The organism is Alcaligenes sp. GCM10023179, from assembly GCF_042653705.1.
Lineage (GTDB): Bacteria > Pseudomonadota > Gammaproteobacteria > Burkholderiales > Burkholderiaceae_B > Alcaligenes > Alcaligenes phenolicus.
In genome coordinates this window covers 356,646-375,315 of sequence record NZ_JBHSIQ010000003.1, presented here as the reverse complement: position 1 = coordinate 375,315, position 18,670 = coordinate 356,646, and the positions used below count along the sequence as shown (strand labels likewise).

Genomic DNA, 18,670 nt, shown 5'->3' with positions numbered 1-18,670 from the left:
TGCCCACTACAAAGTACATTCTTCTGGCTGGCCGGCTTCCTGAGCGGCCAACTTGAGCTGACGCAGACGCTGCTGATCAACCAAGTCCTGTAGCGAGACAGAATCCAGATAATCGACCATTTTACGACTAAGCGTCGCCCAAAGCTCGTGAGTCATGCACTCGCCTTTCTGCCCGTTTGTGCCCTGCTTGCAATTACCCTTGCCACCGCATTGGGTGGCATCAACGGGCTCATCGACCGCAAACACAATGTCAGCAACGGTGATGTGGCGAGCCAGACGCGCAAGCGTATAGCCACCACCCGGACCACGCACACTATCGACCAGTTCATGGCGGCGCAACTTGCCAAACAACTGTTCAAGATACGAGAGCGAGATACCCTGTCGCTGGCTGATGCCTGCGAGCGTCACCGGTCCACTTTGCTGGCGCAGCGCAAGATCGATCATCGCGGTTACGGCGAAACGCCCTTTTGTCGTCAAACGCATGATAGTTTCCTTGCCAAAGGCGAAAGCGGCCGGACTGCCAACGGCAAATCCGACCAATTTGGTCCAGTATAGCAAATACAGGGGAAACTACCGTGCTTGAGCGTGTGTTTTTACACTTATACTGAAGTGTTATGTAGCCACTCAGGCAGCACGGTAATTGGGGACGCGCTTGCGAACCAGTTCGAACACGCCCTGGCAGGCATCTTCGATATAGTCCATGACCTTATTAAAGCCATCCTGGCCGCCATAATAAGGATCGGGCACGGTAGCCGCTTCATAGTCAGTGGCAAAGCGCATCAGCAGCATGAGCTTGTGACGATAAATGGGAGGACACATTTGCTGCAAGGCAGCGTGGTTTTCCCAGTCCATGCTCAAGATAAGGTCGAAGTTGCGAAAGTCCTCGCGCTGGACCTGTCGGGCCTGATAGGTAGAGATGTCATAACCGCGTTTACGAGCGGCTATCTGTGCGCGTGTGTCAGGATGCTCGCCAACATGAAAGCCATGCGTGGCGGCTGAATCCACCAAAATAGCCTCCGACAAACTGGCCTGGTCGACCAGTTGGCGCAAGACACCTTCGGCGCTGGGGGAGCGGCAAATATTCCCTGTACAGACAAACAGAACCTTACTCATAATGCGTCAAAGTCTGCGGGAAAACCCCAAATAAGGCAAGACGAAACAGGAGCCAAAACCGGCCCCGGAAATCGCCTTGAAAACAGCAAATCCGTATCGTTTGGGGGCTGCCAATAAGAACAGGTCGCAGCTGCTTAAAGTCTGGAATAAACCAAAGGCGCAGCACCGTTTGCTTAGCGGATACGCCGCTTTCTTGGGATGAGATAAATCAAGCAATACACCCGCGTGACGAAAGCCGGTAGCGGAACGGTGTTTTTTCTGAGCTTTCGTCCAGCTTTAGTTGCAAATACACAACAACCATCAAGCCATCAGCAGTTTGGCCTTCAGTCTTTGCAACTTGTCGCGCGCAGCTGCCGCTTGTTCGAACTCCAGGTTGCGGGCGTGGTCCATCATCTCTTTTTCCAGACGCTTGATCTCGCGTGCAGCGGCCTTCTCGTCGCGAATCAACTCGTCCGGCACATCCTCGCGCAAGCTGGCAGTTGGATCCGAGGCAACAACACCATCAATCAACTCACGGACGGCCTTGTTCACGCCGCGCGGCGTAATACCGTGCTCTTCGTTAAAGGCGATCTGCTTGGCACGACGGCGCTCGGTTTCTTCGATAGCGCGGTGCATGGAGTCCGTCATTCTGTCGGCATACAGAATGGCTTTACCGTTCAGGTTACGCGCTGCCCGACCTATGGTTTGAATCAGGCTGCGCTCCGAACGCAGGAAGCCTTCCTTGTCCGCATCAAGAATCGCCACCAGAGACACTTCGGGCAAATCCAGCCCCTCACGCAGCAGGTTGATCCCGACCAGCACATCGAAGGCGCCCAGACGCAGATCCCGGATGATCTCGGCCCGTTCCACCGTATCAATGTCCGAGTGCAAGTAGCGCACGCGAATACCGTTCTCTGACAAGTATTCGGTCAGATCCTCTGACATGCGCTTGGTCAGCGTCGTCACCAATACACGGTCTTCCTGCGCAGTACGCAGCTTGATTTCACCCAGCAAGTCATCGACCTGCGTGGTAGCCGGGCGCACCTCGATTTCCGGGTCCACCAGTCCGGTAGGTCGCACCACCTGTTCAACCACATTGTCTGCATGCTCTTGCTCGTAGGCAGCGGGTGTAGCCGACACGAACACGGTTTGCGGCATACGGCGTTCGAACTCTTCCAGTTTCAAAGGCCGGTTATCCATGGCCGAAGGCAGGCGGAAACCGAACTGCACCAGGGTTTCTTTACGCGAACGGTCACCGCGATACATGGCGCCCAACTGCCCGATGGTGACGTGGCTTTCGTCGATAAACATCAGGGAGTTACGTGGCAGGTAGTCGATCAGTGTCGGCGGCGGATCGCCGGGCGCAGCACCTGACAAGTGGCGAGAGTAGTTCTCGATGCCTTTGCAAAAGCCCAGCTCCTGCAGCATTTCCAGATCAAAACGGGTGCGCTGCTCCAGGCGTTGAGCTTCAACCAAATGCCCTTCCCGTGTCAGAAATTCCAGACGCTCCCGCAGTTCGAGCTTGATGGTTTCAATCGCCCTCAACACGGTTTCGCGTGGCGTCACATAATGCGAGCTAGGGAACACGGTAAAGCGGTTCAGCTTCTGCACGACCTTGCCTGTCAGCGGATCGAACAACTCCAGCTCTTCAATCTCGTCATCAAACAGGCTGACTCGCAAGGCCAGCTCCGCGTTTTCTGCCGGGAAGATATCGACCACTTCACCACGAGCGCGGAATATCCCACGCTGAAAATCCAGATCGTTACGCTCGTACTGCATGGCGACCAGACGCGCCAGCAGCTCCTGGCGGGCGATACGGTCACCCTTGCGCAAGGTCAGCACCATCGCATGGTAGTCGCCGGGATTACCGATACCGTAAATGCAGGACACAGTGCCCACAATAATGGTGTCCGGCCGCTCCAGCAGGCTTTTGGTGGCCGACAAACGCATCTGCTCGATGTGTTCATTGATGGACGAGTCCTTTTCAATAAACAGATCGCGCGATGGCACATAGGCCTCGGGCTGGTAGTAATCGTAGTAAGACACGAAGTACTCCACGGCGTTGCGTGGAAAGAACTCGCGCATCTCGGCGTACAACTGCGCCGCCAGGGTTTTATTGGGCGCCAGAACAATGGCCGGACGCCCGGTGCGAGCAATAATGTTCGCCATCGTATAGGTCTTGCCCGAGCCCGTTACCCCCAAAAGGGTCTGGTACATCAAGCCATCATCAATCCCCTCAACCAACTGCTCAATCGCCGCAGGCTGGTCGCCAGCAGGCAAATAAGGTTGGAAAAGTTTGAAGGAACTCCCCGGAAATTCTTGAAAGGCAGGCTCAAATTTCATGCTAGACACACTTTAGGGTAAGCCCGTATTATCACATTAATGCTTTGTTTTTCTACCTTTCTGCACTAACGCCCCCATATCATCATGACATCGCTCTTCGAAACCGTCGAACTGGCTCCACGCGACCCTATTTTGGGTTTGAACGAACAATACAATGCCGACGAACGCAGCGGCAAAGTTAATCTGGGGGTCGGTGTTTACTACGACGATCAAGGGCGTATCCCGATTTTGCAGGCTGTTCAAAAGGCTGAGGAAGCCATGATGAGCAAAGCCGCCGCGCGCAGCTACCTGCCTATTGAAGGGATCAATACCTACAATCTGGGTGCTCAAACCCTGTTGCTGGGTGCCGACTCCCCCATCATTGCCGAAGGCCGCGCCTTGACCGTGCAATCCCTGGGCGGTACCGGTGCGCTGAAAATCGGTGCTGACTTCCTGCAGCAACTGCTGCCCCAGTCCGAGGTTTACATCAGCGATCCAAGCTGGGAAAACCACCGCGCCCTGTTCGAGCGCGCCGGCTTCAAGGTCAACACCTACGCTTACTACGATGCCGCTACGCATGGCCTGAACTTTGACGGCATGATCGCCTCGCTGCGCGCCATGCCGGCCCAGTCCATCGTGGTCCTGCACGCTTGCTGCCACAACCCGACCGGCGTGGACCCCAGCATGGAACAATGGGCCCAGATCGCCGAGCTGATCAAAGAACGTCAACTGGTTCCTTTCCTGGACATCGCTTACCAAGGCTTTGGCGCCGGTCTGGAAGAAGACGCCAGCGTAGTGCGTCTGTTTGCCAAGCTAGGCCTGTCCATGTTCATCAGTTCCTCGTTCTCCAAGTCCTTCTCGCTGTACGGCGAGCGCGTTGGCGCCCTGACCCTGGTTACTTCCAGCAAGGACGAAACTTCCCGCGTACTGAGCCAGGTCAAGCGTGTGATTCGCACCAACTACTCCAACCCACCCACACACGGTGGCAAGGTTGTGGCCACGGTACTGAACTCGCCTGAACTGTTCCAGACCTGGGCGACTGAACTGGCCGGCATGCGTGATCGCATCCGCGAAATGCGCGCCCAACTGGTTGCCAAGCTGAAAGAGCACGGCGCTACCCAAAACTTTGACTTCGTGCTGCAACAGCGCGGCATGTTCTCCTACTCCGGCCTGACTGCCGAGCAAGTCGAACGCCTGCGCCAGGAACACGGCATTTACGCTGTCAGCAGCGGCCGTATTTGCGTTGCTGCATTGAACAGCCAGAATATTGACGTCGTGGCCAAGGCCATCGCTCAAGTCCTGAAGTAAGCTGTCCCTCAGTACAGCCCCAACGCCCTTCTTCGGAAGGGCGTTGTCGTTCCAGCCCTTGGAGCACTACCATGACAGACACGATTTCCCTGAACACCGAACGCCTGATCTTGCGCCCCTGGAAAGCTTCCGACCTGGAGCCCTTTTTCCGCTTGAACAGCGATCCCCACGCACTGCGTTTTTATCCGGCCACCCTGGACCGTGAGCAAAGCGATGCCATCGCCCACCGCAGCCAAAGCCTGATTGACGAGCATGGCTGGGGCCCCTGGGCAGTCGAGCTGAAAGAAAACGGGGCCTTCATTGGCATGGTGGGCTTGAACCGCCCGACCGCCGATCTGTACTTTCAGCCTTGCGTGGAAGTTCTTTGGCGTTTGCTGCCTGAGTACTGGGGCAAGGGCTATGCCACCGAAGCGGCACGAGCCTGCATGGACTTTGGTTTTGACGAACTGGGCCTGGATCAAATTGTGGCGTACACCGCTCAATTGAACTTGCCTTCGCAGACCGTCATGCAACGCCTGGGCATGACAGAGCAAGCTGGTACCTTTGATCACCCCGGTGTAGCGGCGGGCCACAAACTCGTCCCCCATGTGCTGTACACCCTGGATCGCAAGGATTGGCCCCAGTCTGCCTGAGCAGCCCGAAGGGTCAAAAATTAAGCCTTTAGGGCCCTCACCGCTTGCAAAAACGCCAACTGTAACGCACAATCTTTACTGTATATATATTCAGCAGACAATACTATGACCGCCAAGCTCACCGCACGCCAACAACAAGTGCTGGACATCATTCGTTCTGAAATCGAACGGACGGGTTTCCCTCCCACTCGAGCAGAGATTGCTCAGGTGCTGGGTTTCAAATCCGCCAATGCGGCCGAAGATCATTTGAAAGCTCTGGCCCGCAAAGGCGCTATCGAGCTGACTGCCGGCGCCTCGCGCGGCATACGCCTGCTCGGTACGGATACCCGAGAAAGTGCGGCACCCAGCAGCAGCGCACTGGCCAATCTGGCTGACGCCCTCTTGCTGCCCATTATTGGTCGCGTAGCTGCCGGTAGCCCTATTTTGGCCACCGAGCATATCGAGCGTGAGATTGGCGTCGCCCCTACCCTATTCACCCAAACGCCTGATTACCTGCTGCGCGTACGCGGCCTGAGCATGAAAGACGCGGGCATTTTTGACGGCGACCTGCTGGCTGTCAAGAAAGCCAGTGAAGCGCGTAATGGGCAGATTGTGGTGGTGCGCATTGGCGACGATGTCACCGTCAAGCGCCTGTCGCGCTCCAGCAATCAAGTGGTCCTCCTGCCCGAGAACCCGGACTTTGAACCCATCATCATCACCGACCCGGACTCCCTGTCTTTGGAAGGCATTGCTGTGGGTCTGATTCGTACCAGCCCGCTGCATTAAGCTTCCTCTCTCTTGGTCACCAGAGCTGTTTTACAGGCTTGGTGCTCCTGACAAGAGAAAAACCCCATATACCGTTTGGTACATGGGGTTTTTTATTGGTCGAAGTGCATGCCGATATACAGGTTTGAGCAGCCGTAAACCCCTCGCGCAAGCTAGCGACTTTCAACTCCCTCAATATCGTTGCCCAAAAATCTGGCTCCCACTGCTATCAATATGACTAACCTCGAAGCCACGATCAGCCTGACCAAAATGTAAACAGGCTACCTTGAACCCAAGGTAGCCTGTTTCACTGCTTGCTTACTACTGCTGATGCTTAGTGCTTGAAAGACTCAGAACCCGCCCCAGCAGCACGCGTGGCTGCCAAGGCCTCAGCGGCCAGGCGAGCTACTTCTTCGTCGCTCAGGGGCGTTACAGCGTCTTGCAGGGCCACTTCCAGTACACGGTCAATCCAACGCACCGGGATGATCTCCAGCGTGTTTTTCACGTTATCTGGAATATCGGCCAGGTCCTTGATGTTTTCTTCCGGGATCATCACGGTTTTGATGCCGCCGCGTTGCGCTGCCAACAGCTTCTCTTTCAAGCCGCCGATAGGCAGAACTTCGCCGCGCAAGGTGATTTCACCCGTCATGGCCACATCAGCACGAACCGGAATACCCGTCAGGCTGGACACGATAGCGGTCGTAATGGCGATACCGGCCGATGGACCATCCTTGGGCGTAGCGCCTTCTGGAAAGTGCACGTGCAGGTCACGCTTTTCGAACACGCTATTGGCAATGCCCCACTTCTGAGCACGCGAACGCACAACCGTACGAGCCGCTTCGACCGATTCTTTCATCACATCGCCAATCGAGCCGGTGCGCAGCACATTGCCTTTACCGGGCATATCCGCGACTTCGATGGTCAGCAATTCACCGCCCACCTCGGTCCAGGCCAGACCCGTCACCAGGCCAACCTTGTTCTCTTTTTCGGCCAGGCCGAAGGAGAAACGACGTACGCCCAGGTAATCGTTCAGATTCGCCGCATTCACGACCAAGGTTTCCTGGGTCAGTGTCTTGTTGCGAGCTGCACGCGTACCGGCTTGTGGATTGGCCACCAACAGCTTGCGAACAACCTTGCGGCAGATCTTGCTGATTTCACGTTCCAGGGAACGTACACCCGCTTCACGGGTGTAGTAACGCACGATGTCGCGCACGGCATCTTCGGTCACTTCCAGCTCGCCATCGCGCACGCCGTTGTTCTTCATCAGCTTGGGCAAGAGGTAATCGAAAGCAATACGCACCTTCTCATCTTCGGTGTAACCCGACAGACGAATCACTTCCATACGGTCCAGCAGGGCCGGTGGAATGTTCAAGGTGTTGCTGGTTGCCACGAACATCACATCGGACAAGTCATAGTCCACTTCCAGGTAGTGATCCTGGAAGGTGTGGTTTTGTTCAGGGTCCAGAACTTCCAGCAGTGCCGAGGATGGGTCGCCACGGAAATCCGCGCCCATCTTGTCGATCTCGTCCAGCAGGAAAAGCGGGTTACGTACACCCACCTTGCTCATGTTCTGAACCACCTTGCCCGGCATGGAGCCGATGTAGGTACGACGGTGACCGCGAATCTCGGCCTCGTCACGCACCCCACCCAAAGCCATACGAATGAACTTGCGGTTCGTTGCCTTGGCAATGGACTGTCCCAGCGAAGTTTTACCCACGCCTGGAGGGCCAACCAAACACAGGATTGGAGCCTTCAGTTTGTCGACACGTTGCTGAACAGCCAGGTACTCGACAATACGTTCCTTGACCTTTTCCAGACCAAAGTGGTCCGCATCCAACACTTCCTCGGCATTGCTCAAGGAGTTGTTGATACGGCTCTTTTTGCGCCAAGGCAGGCCAACCAGCGTTTCAATGTAGTTACGCACCACGGTTGCTTCGGCTGACATCGGCGACATCAGCTTAAGCTTCTTCATTTCCGATTCGGCTTTCTTGAGCGCTTCCTTGCTCAATTGAGCCTGCTCGATGCGTTTTTCCAGCTCTTCAACATCAGCGCCGTCTTCGCCTTCGCCCAGCTCTTTCTGAATCGCCTTGACCTGCTCGTTCAGATAGTAGTCGCGCTGGCTCTTTTCCATCTGCTTTTTCACACGGCCGCGAATGCGCTTCTCGACCTGCAAGATGTCAATTTCGCCTTCCAGTTGCGACAGCAGGCTTTCCAGACGCTCCAAAGCCTTGGGCGTTTCCAGCATGCCCTGCTTTTGTTCCAGCTTCAAAGGCAAATGAGCGGCGATGGTATCGGCCAGACGGCCAGCATCGTCAATCCCGGTCAGGGAAGTCAGAATTTCCTGAGGGATTTTTTTATTCAGTTTGACGTACTGCTCGAACTGACCCAGCACCGCACGACGCAGGGCTTCGGTTTCAGCAGCATCACCGGAGTCGCCGGGCACTTCGACCACCGAGGCCATGAAGTGGGTTTCGGCATCCTGTACCTGGGTGATTCGAGCGCGCTGCAAGCCTTCCACCAGCACTTTTACCGTGCCGTCGGGCAGCTTGAGCATTTGCAAAATACTGGCCGCACACGCAATTTCGTAGAGATCCTCGGGAGCGGGATCGTCCTTGCCTGCGGACTTTTGCGCCACCAACATAATGTTGTTGCCGGACTCCATTGCCAGCTCAAGGGCTTTGATCGAGCGAGGCCGGCCAACAAAAAGCGGAATCACCATGTGAGGGAACACCACTACATCGCGCAAGGGAAGCAGCGGCAGCTCAATAGGTTCCGTAGAAAGAATCTGGCTCGCAGACATAGTCATTTCCTATAAATGTCCTTAGACGCAAAAGGGAAGCCTGGGCTTCCCTTTCACGGTTTAACCTGTTGTAGCTCAGATTGTGGCGAATTTTGATATTTCAAGTAGGCCGAACGAACATTAGAACAGAACTTTACAGAGTTAAAGAGAGACAAGCCCTTATGCCTGGTGGTCTTCATAGGTCCACTCCTTTCTCTTTACCTTCGCCTGTCGCCCTGTCCCGCCTTCGCCTGTCCGACCAAAGCCAGACAGTGCACAAACGAGGAGATATCTCTAAGCTACTGCGTTTTTCAAGGGCGACTCAGTGTCACTGGCTTCACTATCGGACAAAGGACGACCCAAAATCAATTCGGGTTTACTCTTTCCGACAATGGCGTCCTCGGTCAGCACCACTTTGCTGACGTCTTTACGCGAAGGCAGTTCGTACATGGTGTCCAGCAGCGCTTGCTCGACAATACTGCGCAGGCCGCGAGCGCCGGTACGACGCTTGATGGCACGCTGGGCCACCGCACGCAGGGCTTCGGGCTGAACTTCAAGCTCTACGCCTTCCATGCTCAGCAGCTTCTGGAACTGCTTGACCAAGGCATTGCGCGGCTCGGTCAAAATGCGGATCAGTGCGTCTTCGTGCAGTTCTTCCAGAGTGGCGACCACAGGCAAACGCCCCACCAGCTCGGGAATCAGACCAAACTTGATCAGATCCTCGGGCTCGGCCTCAGAGAATAGCTCGCCTACGCCTCGTTCGGACTTGGCTTTCACGGAAGCAGAAAAACCGATACCGGATTTTTCTGTACGGTCGCGAATCACCTTTTCAAGGCCATCAAAAGCACCGCCCACGATGAACAGAATGCTGGTGGTATCCACCTGCACAAAGTCCTGGTTCGGGTGCTTGCGACCACCTTGCGGAGGCACCGAAGCGACTGTACCTTCGATCAGCTTGAGCAGTGCCTGCTGCACGCCCTCGCCCGACACGTCGCGGGTGATCGAAGGGTTATCCGACTTGCGGGAAATTTTATCGATTTCATCGATGTAGATAATGGCGCGCTGCGCTTTTTCCACATCGTAATCGCAGTTTTGCAGCAGTTTTTGAACAATGTTCTCGACGTCCTCACCCACGTAACCGGCTTCGGTCAGTGTGGTGGCGTCTGCCATCACAAAAGGCACATCCAGCATGCGGGCCAGTGTTTGGGCCAGCAGCGTTTTGCCCGAACCCGTAGGCCCGATCAGCAAAATATTACTTTTGGACAGTTCCACATCGTCACGGCCTGCCTTGCCGCTACGAATTCGCTTGTAGTGGTTGTACACCGCTACGGCCAAGGTGCGCTTGGGCATTTCCTGGCCAATGACATACCCATCCAGAAACTCCTTGATTTCCTGGGGGGTGGGCAATTCTTTACGTTCACCATCAGGAGTGGCGCCCGCAGCTTCGTCACGAATGATATCGGTACACAGATCAATACATTCGTCGCAGATGAACACGGACGAAGGTCCAGCGATCAGTTTCTTGACCTCATGCTGGCTTTTATTGCAAAACGAGCAATGCAGAACTTTCTCGTCGGCCGATTTCTTTTCGGACATAAATTTAAATTTCACTTCAGGATGGTAAAAGGACGGGAACAAGTCCCGCCCCCGAACAGCCATAGTACTGCGTCAGATCGATCCCTGTAGGGACAGATGATTACTCGTCACGAGTGTTCATCACCTTGTCGATCAGGCCATAGGCCACAGCGTCTTCAGCTGCCATGAAGTTGTCACGCTCGGTATCCAGTTCGATACGCTCGACAGGCTGGCCGCAGTTTTCGGCCAGGATCTTGTTCAAGCGTTCACGCAGGCTCAGGATTTCCTTGGCCTGAATCTGGATATCGGAAGCCTGGCCTCGCGCACCGCCCGAAGGCTGATGGATCATGATGCGCGAGTTAGGCAAGGCAAGACGCTTGCCCTTGACGCCCGAAGACAGCAAGAAAGCGCCCATGCTGGCAGCCATGCCGGTACACAATGTCGAGACTTCCGGCTTGACGAACTGCATCGTGTCGTAGATGGCCAGGCCTGCATAGACCGAACCACCGGGCGAGTTGATGTAGAGCGAAATATCCTTTTCAGGATTTTCCGACTCCAGAAACAGCAGCTGGGCCACAATCAGGTTGGCCGAGTTGTCATGAACCGGGCCCACCAGAAAGATGATGCGCTCGCGCAGCAGGCGGGAGTAGATGTCGTAAGACCGCTCTCCACGACCGGACTGCTCGATCACGATAGGCACGTAGCCCAAACCCGTAGGGGCAACGGATTGCCCCCCATGCATTGAGGCGTAGAAGTCGACAAAGGTTGACGACATTAGTTGGTTCCCATGATTTGGTCGAACGCCACCTCCTCGTCGGACACCTTGGCCTGGGACAGTACGTGCTCGACGACGTTATCTTCGAGTACCACTGCCTCAATCTCGGCGCGACGCTGGCGATCGGACAAGTAGTAGGCCACCACTTGGGCGGGCTGTTCGTAGTTCTGGGCAAATTCTTCGATGCGGGCACGAACCTGTTCGGGCTTGGCTTGCAGTTCAGCAGCCTTGACCAGTTCGGAGACCAGCAGACCCAGACGCACGCGGCGAGTGGATTCTTCCTTGAAGGCCTCGGCAGGGATAGGCATCTTGTCTGCATCAGGCACGCCGCGCTCTTTCAGTTCGGCGCGAGCCGAAGCGATGCGACCTTCCACGTCGTTGTCCACCAGAGCGTTAGGCACGTCAAATTCGCTGGCAGACAGCAAGGCGTCCATCACAGCGGATTTGTTGCGGGCGTGCACACGAGCCTTGATTTCGCGTTCGATGTTGGCACGAATGTCGGCCAGCAAAGCGTCCACATCACCTTCAGCCTGACCCAGGGACTTGGCAAATTCAGCATCCAGTTCGGGCAGAACAGGCTGGGCCACGTCTGTCACGGTGATCTTGAATTCGGCAGTTTTGCCAGCCACTTCCTTGCCGGTGTAGTCGGCAGGGAATTCCAGAGGGAAGGTTTTGGTTTCGCCTGCTTTCATGCCGGCAACGGCAGTCTCGAACTCGGGCAGCATGCGGCCACGACCTTGCAGGTACTGGAAACCTTCAGCGCTACCGCCTTCAAAGGCGACGCCGTCAATGGTGCCCACAAAGTCCAGAGTGATGCGGTCATCTTCCTGAGCTTGGCGATCAGCGCTGGATTCGTAGTTGGCGCGTTGCTTGCGCAGCACGTCTACGGTGCGCTGGATGTCTTCGTCGGTCACAGGCGTGTTGGCACGCTTGATTTCCAGTTTGGACAGATCAGGCAGGGCCACTTCTGGGTAAACTTCGAAAGTTGCGGTAAAGGCCATGGTGCCTTCAGCAGGCTCGCCTTCTTTGGCTTCCAGATTAGGAGTGCCGGCTACGCGCAATTTGGAGTCCTGGATCACTTTGTCCAGGGCTTTGCCGATTTCTTCGTTGATGGCGTCGTAACGGATACCAGGGCCGTGGCTGCGCTCGACAACGGACAAAGGCGCTTTACCGGGACGGAAGCCCTGTACCTTGGCCGTACGAGCCACACGCTTGAGCTGGGCCTGGACTTGTTTTTCTACGTCGGCCACCGAAACGACCACATCGACTCGGCGCTCCAAGCCGGACAGAATTTCAACCTCGGGCTGCATTGAAGACCTATATTAAATTGAGTAATTGATAAGAGTAATCCGGCATTTTACCGGAAACTGGCACGGTAAATCCAAACAAACGTATTTTGAATCATAATTTCCTGTCAAGACAATACAGCCGTGCCGGACTATGATCCCTTACTTTACCTTCCCTACGCAAGACTGATATGCACATGAACACCCCTTTAGGCGGCATCCGGGTCCTGGAACTGGGCCAATTGATTGCCGGCCCCTTTGCCGCCAAGATCCTGGGCGAATTTGGCGCGGACGTCATCAAGATCGAATCCCCCAAAGGCGGTGACCCCTTGCGTAAATGGCGTTTGCTGCATGACGGTAACTCGGTCTGGTGGGAGGTGCAATCCCGTAACAAGAAGTCTCTGGCCCTGGACCTGCGACAGGCGGAGTGTCAGGACGTGGTGCGCACACTGGTAAAAGAATGTGACATTCTGATCGAGAACTTTCGCCCCGGCGCCCTGGAAGAATGGGGGCTAGGCTGGGAAGACCTGAAAGCCATCAACCCCGGTCTGATCATGTTGCGTGTATCGGGCTACGGCCAGACCGGCCCTTACAAGGACAAGCCCGGTTTCGGCGTGATTGGCGAGGCCATGGGCGGCTTGCGCCACCTTAGCGGTGAGGCCGGACGGCCACCGGTACGGGTTGGCGTGTCCATTGGAGACTCTCTGGCAGCCTTGCATGGTGTCATCGGCATCATGATGGCCCTGCGCCAGCGTGAACAGAACAAGGGCGAAGGTCAATATATTGACGTGGCCCTGTATGAATCCGTGTTCAACATGATGGAAAGCCTGCTGCCCGAATACTCCGCCTTCGGCGCCATTCGGGAGCCTGCCGGCAGCAGCCTGCCCGGCATTACGCCCAGCAATGCCTACGTCTGCAAGGATGGCAAGTACGCCTTGATCGCCGGCAATGGCGACAGCATTTTCAAGCGCTTGATGAACGCCATTGGGCGCGCTGATATGGCTGACAATCCCGACTACGCGCACAATGATGGTCGCGCCCGAAATGCAGGCGTGATCGATGCCGCCATTGGCCACTGGGCCAGCGCTCTGGAACTGAACAAGGTACTGGAAATTCTGGACCAGGCTGGCGTTCCCGCAGGGCGGGTTTATGACATTGCCGATATCGCAGCAGATCCCCACTATCAGGCCCGTGACATGCTGCTGGACAGCAGTCTGCCAGACGGCACACCGCTTAAAGTACCCGGCATCGTTCCCAAGCTGAGCCACACCCCTGGCGCCATCTACCGCCCTGCTCCGCACCTGGGCCAGGACACCCAGGAAATCCTGGATAATCTGGGGATCAGCGCCGAACAACAAGCCGACTGGCAAGCACGCGGCCTGATCGCCAAGAACCCAAAACGCAAGTAAAACAAAGCAGTACAAAAGAACCTGGGGGCCAGTACAAGATGGCCCCTAATCTATTTGTTTTTCATACGGAGCAAGCACTTGCCGAGGATGAAAATCCAAGCTAGAATCTACTTCTTTCGTGCTGCGAACGTGGCGGAATTGGTAGACGCACCAGATTTAGGTTCTGGCGCCGAGAGGTGTGAGAGTTCGAGTCTCTCCGTTCGCACCAGAGCATGAAAACCGTTGATTCAGAAAAATCAATTTTAAGCAAAATCAACGGCTTAACTTTCATACCCTAACAGCTTTTAATAGCCTGTTTTCAAGTATTCAACATCGTAGGCCCCATAAAGGCCCCACGAATTCCTCAAAAAAACAAAAATAGCCACATCGCCTAGGTATTGAGTCCAGTTCAATGCTGTGAGCGATGCACATGACTGCGAGTGCGTCTATTGATTTGGTTCCCTTGTAATTGTTTGGCCGCTAATAATTGCCACTCAATCAACTCGCTGCACGTCTTGTATTGTTGCGTACGAAAGCTAGCCCATTCTCACAATCATTAGTTAAAGCTTGTCCGCGCTAATAAAGTTATTTTCAGGTAACAGCCCACCAAAGCTGCGCTATATAGATCTGATAAATCCAACGGTATTTACTGAAATCGACCTCGAGACTGCTGAGAAAAAGCACGTGCCGGGGGGGCAGAATCGCAAGACCCCCGCTGGGCACTGTGCTTTTCTCCTGAACACCTCTACTTAAACATCAGTTGTAGCGATCGTGCTTTCCAGGAAAGTCACTGGGCCAGCGCATGGGTTGCGGCTCGGGCTTGGGAGCCGGATCAGGACTTGGGCTGGGAGCCGGATTTGGGCTTGGCTTTGGATTGCGATTCATCCCCATCTTTCCTTTACAAAAAATCAATAATGACAATCATTCGCAAGTAATTATATTACCTAGTCACATTTGACAATAAATAACATTTATTCCTATTTTTTACTCGATAACTACATTTTTCATTCATAAAGAGGTCATAAATTTGCCTGAAAGACCAATAAACCGAAGAATATTTGTTACCTTATACTACATTGATGAGCTGAAAGGGAGTATGGACATTGTTCTATAGACGTAGGTCAAAGCCGGTTTGAAACCAGCCCAAGAGGAAGGGATTTTGTCGTCAGGGAGTCTCAGGGGAGGACTTCAACACGGCCAGCCAGACAAGACAAAAACCATGCCCTGCATAAAGAGAAAGTCGGCACAGAGATGGCTGGGCCACAACAAACAGCTTAGTGAAGCAGCAAGAGCAACGGGCACGTCACCTGATATTCCTACTATCAAGCCCGAAAGATTCCCCCACCCCCTCATTTCCGAGCCCCACAAAAGAAAGCCTTGAAGCGCAGACACAAAAAAGCCGCCCTTGAAGGCGGCTTCCCGATTAAATCCGGAGCTTATTCCTGCCGATCGTGTTTACCCGGAAAATCGCTAGGCCAGCGCATGGGCTTAGGCTGCGGATCGGGTTTGGATACCTGATTAGTAAAGGGGGCACTATTCACAAGGCAACCTCCTTCATGAAAATTAAAAATATAGAACCAGGCTTCAATTGCACTAAATCTTTTATCAATAAGAGCTAATTAATGGACGCTCTAGTATTAACCCTAGCAGAATGCTGAACAAATTAGCTGGCTCATAATTAATCAGACAGCATTCACGCCCGACAGTTCCTTGCCACTCCTATCCCTAACAGCGGTGCCACAGCAAAAACTCCAAATAAATAATAAGCCGCTTGACGCGTTCCCTCCACGCCACCGGGATCAATAAGTCCACCCGCATTGGCAATCATTCCAGCCAAGGCTGCTCCGCTTGCCGTTGCAAAGAGCTGAATGGTTGTAATCGATGCCCCCGCCAGTTCCTGCTCTTGGGCTGGCACTGCCTTGAAAACCCGCACCAGCAAATGGGGCCAAGCTACCCCTACTCCCACGCCTATCAAGGCCAGAGCCAGACAAATCGGTGCCAGAGCCAGGACGGAACCCGTACTGGTATCTGGCAGTAAAACAACAAGCCCCACCATACCCAGCAGTCCCAGGATAGGCCCAGCCATGATCGCCCGCGCAATGGCTTTTTCCCCCAGGCCCGAGCTGATAATTGCCCCTACCGTCCAGCCCGCCCCCATCAGCGCCGTCAAGTACCCCGCTACTAACGGGGACTGTTGATGCAAGACCTGCAGAAAAAGCGGTGCAAAAACTTCACCACTGGTCACCGTCAGCACTAACAAGGACATCAAGGCATAGAGTTTGGCAATAGCAGATCTGAACTGAAACGCCCCCGATGGCAGCAACTTGGTAGACGAACGTTTTTCCACTACCAGCAAAGCGACAGCCAACACCCCCGCCAAGCCCAGGCCAAGCGCATTTTGCAGTACATCTGCCGAGGTACTACCGGCAGAGATCGCCAACACTGCCAGCGTCAACAACAGCAGTTGAACCACAGGAATAGCCACCTTGCTCACCGCCGCGGCATGTTGCTCGCGTTTGGGGAGGACTACTAATGCCAAAGCGGCAAAAAGTACGGCAATCAAGGCGACCGATCCAAAAGCCGCACGCCACATTCCCCACTGCGCAAACACGCCACCGACTGCCGGCCCGGCCAACGTTGCCACGCCCCACATGGCTGATACCAACGCCATGGCTCGAGGCCACAAGGGCTCTGCAAAAACCAGACGAATCATGGCGTACGCCAGGGCAAAGAGAAAACCACCGCCAATCCCCTGGACGAAGCGCCCGAACAGCAAAAGGGACATATTCGGCGCCAGCGCGCAAACAAGCGCCCCCACCGCAAAGATCAAGGCTGCGACGGCATAGCTGCCTTTAGGGCCCGTCAAGGCCAGCAACTTGGGTGACAGAGCCGAACCCAGAATAGACGCCACGACAAACAGGGTCGTATTCCAGGCATATAAATCCAGCCCACCAATATCCTGCACAACCGTGGGCAAAATGGTGGTCACAATGTAGACATTGACGGCATGCAATACCACTCCACCGGCCAGGACGAGGGCACGCATGGCATTGGCCCCCGACAACAAAGCGCCCCACCCGGTCTGTACCCCTTGCCCGCTACTCGCGCAAGCTTGCTGATTCTTCATAAGATCTCGACTCATTCTTTTAAAAGTAGCCCTGCCGCTTGAAAAGCTTGCATAGGCAAGAGTGGTCTTTTATAAAACCTCATGTATAGATGAGGTCAAGAGATCCAAACACCATGAGAATCGATACCAGCATCCCTCTGTCCGTGGGTGAAGTCGCCCGCCGCAGCGGGGTCACCATTGCAACCGTGCATCACTATGAAACCAAAGGTCTCATTCATGGCTGGCGTAGCGATGGTAACCAGCGCCGCTATCACCGGGATGTTCTACGGAAAATTGCGGTCATCAAAATTGCGCAGCGCGCCGGCATTCCACTGGCTACCATCAAAACAGCCTTGGATGAATTACCTACTGGCCGGCCACTGAACGCAAAGGACTGGGCGACCTTGTCCACGAGCTGGCGGGATATGTTGAATGAGCGGATTCTCAGCCTGACACAGCTACGCGATGAGCTGGATGGCTGTATAGGCTGTGGGTGTTTGTCCATGACGGACTGCCCACTTAGAAACCCGGGGGATCAGTTATCCCTGTCAGGCGCGGGTGCTGTGCTGCTTGATGCCGGACGACACAATCAGAAGCGGAAGAAAAGAGCGGGGGAAATCTGATCGCGCGGCTTGTGTGAAATCCAGGCTGAACACGCAGCGCATCAGGGTTGGAAATCAGCGAAAACCGACTCTTACTTCACTATGCCAGAAGGCATCAGGCAGCAAAAAGGCCCAGTTTTCACACCAGGCCTTTTTTACTTTCCAAGAAACGTCCTGCTCTCTTAGATCACTCCCCAGAAATACAGCAGCGCGGGGAGCAAGGCTGTCAGCACCCCTTGCACGGCAGACACCAGCCCAGTCAGGCGGGCAATGGGTTTATTCAGCACCAGCAGCAAGAAGAACATGAACCAGAGCACTGCCCAGGACAACCAGCTCAGGACTTGCCAGTAGTCAAAAATCCGCTCGGCTACGCTCAAATTTGTAAGTGCGGCGGGAACAGCGATGCAGGCGACCACCAGGGAATACCAGCCCAAGGCACGCCCATCACTTCCTGTAAACGCGTTCACCCCTACCCAAAAATAGGTCAAGGCAAACAGGCCCAGATAAATGGCCGACAAGGGAGAGTACACGGTGCTATTGGCAGGGTTCAAGATATGGGACATGCAGATGAATCCCAGTACGGCCGTGAACAAGTTGACGATAGCAGCATCTTTGGCATCCACCAGCCTGCCAGCATGATGACCTTCAGAGTAAAAGAGACGAACACCATTAACGAACAGGCACAGGCCTGCAAACGCCAGAAAAGCGGCAACTAGCATTTTGAAGATATCCTAAGTAATAGAAGGCGGACACAGAACATGCCCGCAACATGATGTTGCACTCAAGGCTGAGGCGGAGCAGATCATAGAGCTTGGCTACACAATTGCCATGTGATTTTTTTTATAAGCTCTATAAGAAAAAAACGCGCAATTTTGCGGCGGTTTTCCAGTGAAAATTCTTGCTGAAAAGCGAGCGGTTTGCACAGGCATTAGCAGACAAACGCCCCCTTCTCCATTTTGGAAGCAGACTCAGCCCAGGACCAAACAAAGTCCCTTTTAATCAATGAGTTAAAAAACTATCGAAGCCTGGGCAAGGCCGCTACAAATGAGGTCTGGCAACTG

General features: G+C 54.6%; 15 protein-coding genes and 1 tRNA gene. 6 read left to right on the top strand and 10 right to left on the bottom strand.

Translation table 11 applies throughout. The annotated features are described in order from the left end of the window. Positions 1 to 6: 6 nt before the first annotated feature. The 3 genes from iscR to uvrB form a co-directional block, all read right to left on the bottom strand. Entirely contained in the window at positions 7 to 483 is a 477-nt protein-coding gene (iscR, locus tag ACFPDR_RS15650; protein WP_021446710.1) for a Fe-S cluster assembly transcriptional regulator IscR, read from the bottom strand. 141 nt (positions 484 to 624) lie between these two features. Next, positions 625 to 1,116 carry a low molecular weight protein-tyrosine-phosphatase gene (locus ACFPDR_RS15645; protein WP_026482840.1) on the bottom strand — a complete coding sequence of 164 codons (492 nt, stop codon included), beginning with the start codon at positions 1,114 to 1,116 and terminating at the stop codon, positions 625 to 627. A 297-nt stretch (positions 1,117 to 1,413) separates the two neighbouring features. After that, positions 1,414 to 3,435, bottom strand: coding sequence for an excinuclease ABC subunit UvrB (uvrB, locus tag ACFPDR_RS15640; protein ID WP_371477275.1), 2,022 nt, complete (start codon positions 3,433 to 3,435; stop codon positions 1,414 to 1,416). An 84-nt stretch (positions 3,436 to 3,519) separates the two neighbouring features. On the opposite strand from uvrB, the gene ACFPDR_RS15635 reads away from it, so the two are divergent. The 3 genes from ACFPDR_RS15635 (at position 3,520) to lexA (ending at position 6,119) form a co-directional block, all read left to right on the top strand. Continuing rightward, entirely contained in the window at positions 3,520 to 4,722 is a 1,203-nt protein-coding gene (locus tag ACFPDR_RS15635; protein ID WP_009459106.1) for an amino acid aminotransferase, read from the top strand. A gap of 71 nt (positions 4,723 to 4,793) precedes the next feature. Continuing rightward, positions 4,794 to 5,354, top strand: a complete 561-nt coding sequence (locus tag ACFPDR_RS15630) for a GNAT family N-acetyltransferase (protein ID WP_371477278.1) — start codon at positions 4,794 to 4,796, stop codon at positions 5,352 to 5,354. A gap of 105 nt (positions 5,355 to 5,459) precedes the next feature. Further along, positions 5,460 to 6,119: a transcriptional repressor LexA gene (gene lexA, locus ACFPDR_RS15625; RefSeq protein WP_376911417.1), complete on the top strand. Its 660-nt coding sequence runs from the start codon at positions 5,460 to 5,462 to the stop codon at positions 6,117 to 6,119. 313 nt (positions 6,120 to 6,432) lie between these two features. On the opposite strand, the gene lon is transcribed toward lexA, so the two are convergent. The 4 genes from lon to tig form a co-directional block, all read right to left on the bottom strand. After that, positions 6,433 to 8,898 (bottom strand): endopeptidase La, encoded by a 2,466-nt coding sequence (lon, locus tag ACFPDR_RS15620; RefSeq protein ID WP_009459101.1) that lies wholly within the window; start codon positions 8,896 to 8,898, stop codon positions 6,433 to 6,435. 273 nt (positions 8,899 to 9,171) lie between these two features. Beyond that, positions 9,172 to 10,473 (bottom strand): ATP-dependent Clp protease ATP-binding subunit ClpX, encoded by a 1,302-nt coding sequence (clpX, locus tag ACFPDR_RS15615; RefSeq protein ID WP_009459099.1) that lies wholly within the window; start codon positions 10,471 to 10,473, stop codon positions 9,172 to 9,174. Between the two features lie 100 nt (positions 10,474 to 10,573). Continuing rightward, positions 10,574 to 11,227 carry an ATP-dependent Clp endopeptidase proteolytic subunit ClpP gene (clpP, locus tag ACFPDR_RS15610; protein ID WP_021446711.1) on the bottom strand — a complete coding sequence of 218 codons (654 nt, stop codon included), beginning with the start codon at positions 11,225 to 11,227 and terminating at the stop codon, positions 10,574 to 10,576. After that, a complete protein-coding gene (gene tig / locus ACFPDR_RS15605) occupies positions 11,227 to 12,537 on the bottom strand; it encodes a trigger factor (protein ID WP_009459092.1) in 1,311 nt (436 codons plus the stop codon). The genes clpP and tig overlap by 1 nt, the downstream gene beginning before the upstream one ends. A 173-nt stretch (positions 12,538 to 12,710) precedes the next feature. Between tig and ACFPDR_RS15600 the strand changes: the two genes are divergently transcribed. Together ACFPDR_RS15600 and ACFPDR_RS15595 are read left to right on the top strand one after the other, a co-directional pair. Then, complete coding sequence (locus tag ACFPDR_RS15600; protein WP_376911414.1) at positions 12,711 to 13,922, top strand: CaiB/BaiF CoA transferase family protein; 1,212 nt, start codon at positions 12,711 to 12,713, stop codon at positions 13,920 to 13,922. Positions 13,923 to 14,045: 123 nt separating this feature from the next. Beyond that, positions 14,046 to 14,130: transfer RNA gene (locus tag ACFPDR_RS15595), tRNA-Leu, on the top strand. Positions 14,131 to 14,657: 527 nt separating this feature from the next. Here the strand turns inward: ACFPDR_RS15595 and ACFPDR_RS15590 are convergent. Further along, entirely contained in the window at positions 14,658 to 14,786 is a 129-nt protein-coding gene (locus ACFPDR_RS15590; protein ID WP_268380419.1) for a hypothetical protein, read from the bottom strand. A gap of 808 nt (positions 14,787 to 15,594) precedes the next feature. Continuing rightward, complete coding sequence (locus ACFPDR_RS15585; protein ID WP_376911412.1) at positions 15,595 to 17,028, bottom strand: MFS transporter; 1,434 nt, start codon at positions 17,026 to 17,028, stop codon at positions 15,595 to 15,597. A 113-nt stretch (positions 17,029 to 17,141) separates the two neighbouring features. On the opposite strand from ACFPDR_RS15585, the gene soxR reads away from it, so the two are divergent. Beyond that, positions 17,142 to 17,630: a redox-sensitive transcriptional activator SoxR gene (gene soxR / locus ACFPDR_RS15580; protein ID WP_035268132.1), complete on the top strand. Its 489-nt coding sequence runs from the start codon at positions 17,142 to 17,144 to the stop codon at positions 17,628 to 17,630. Positions 17,631 to 17,791: 161 nt separating this feature from the next. On the opposite strand, the gene ACFPDR_RS15575 is transcribed toward soxR, so the two are convergent. Further along, complete coding sequence (locus ACFPDR_RS15575) at positions 17,792 to 18,328, bottom strand: AmiS/UreI family transporter (protein WP_026482851.1); 537 nt, start codon at positions 18,326 to 18,328, stop codon at positions 17,792 to 17,794. Positions 18,329 to 18,670 lie beyond the last annotated feature (342 nt).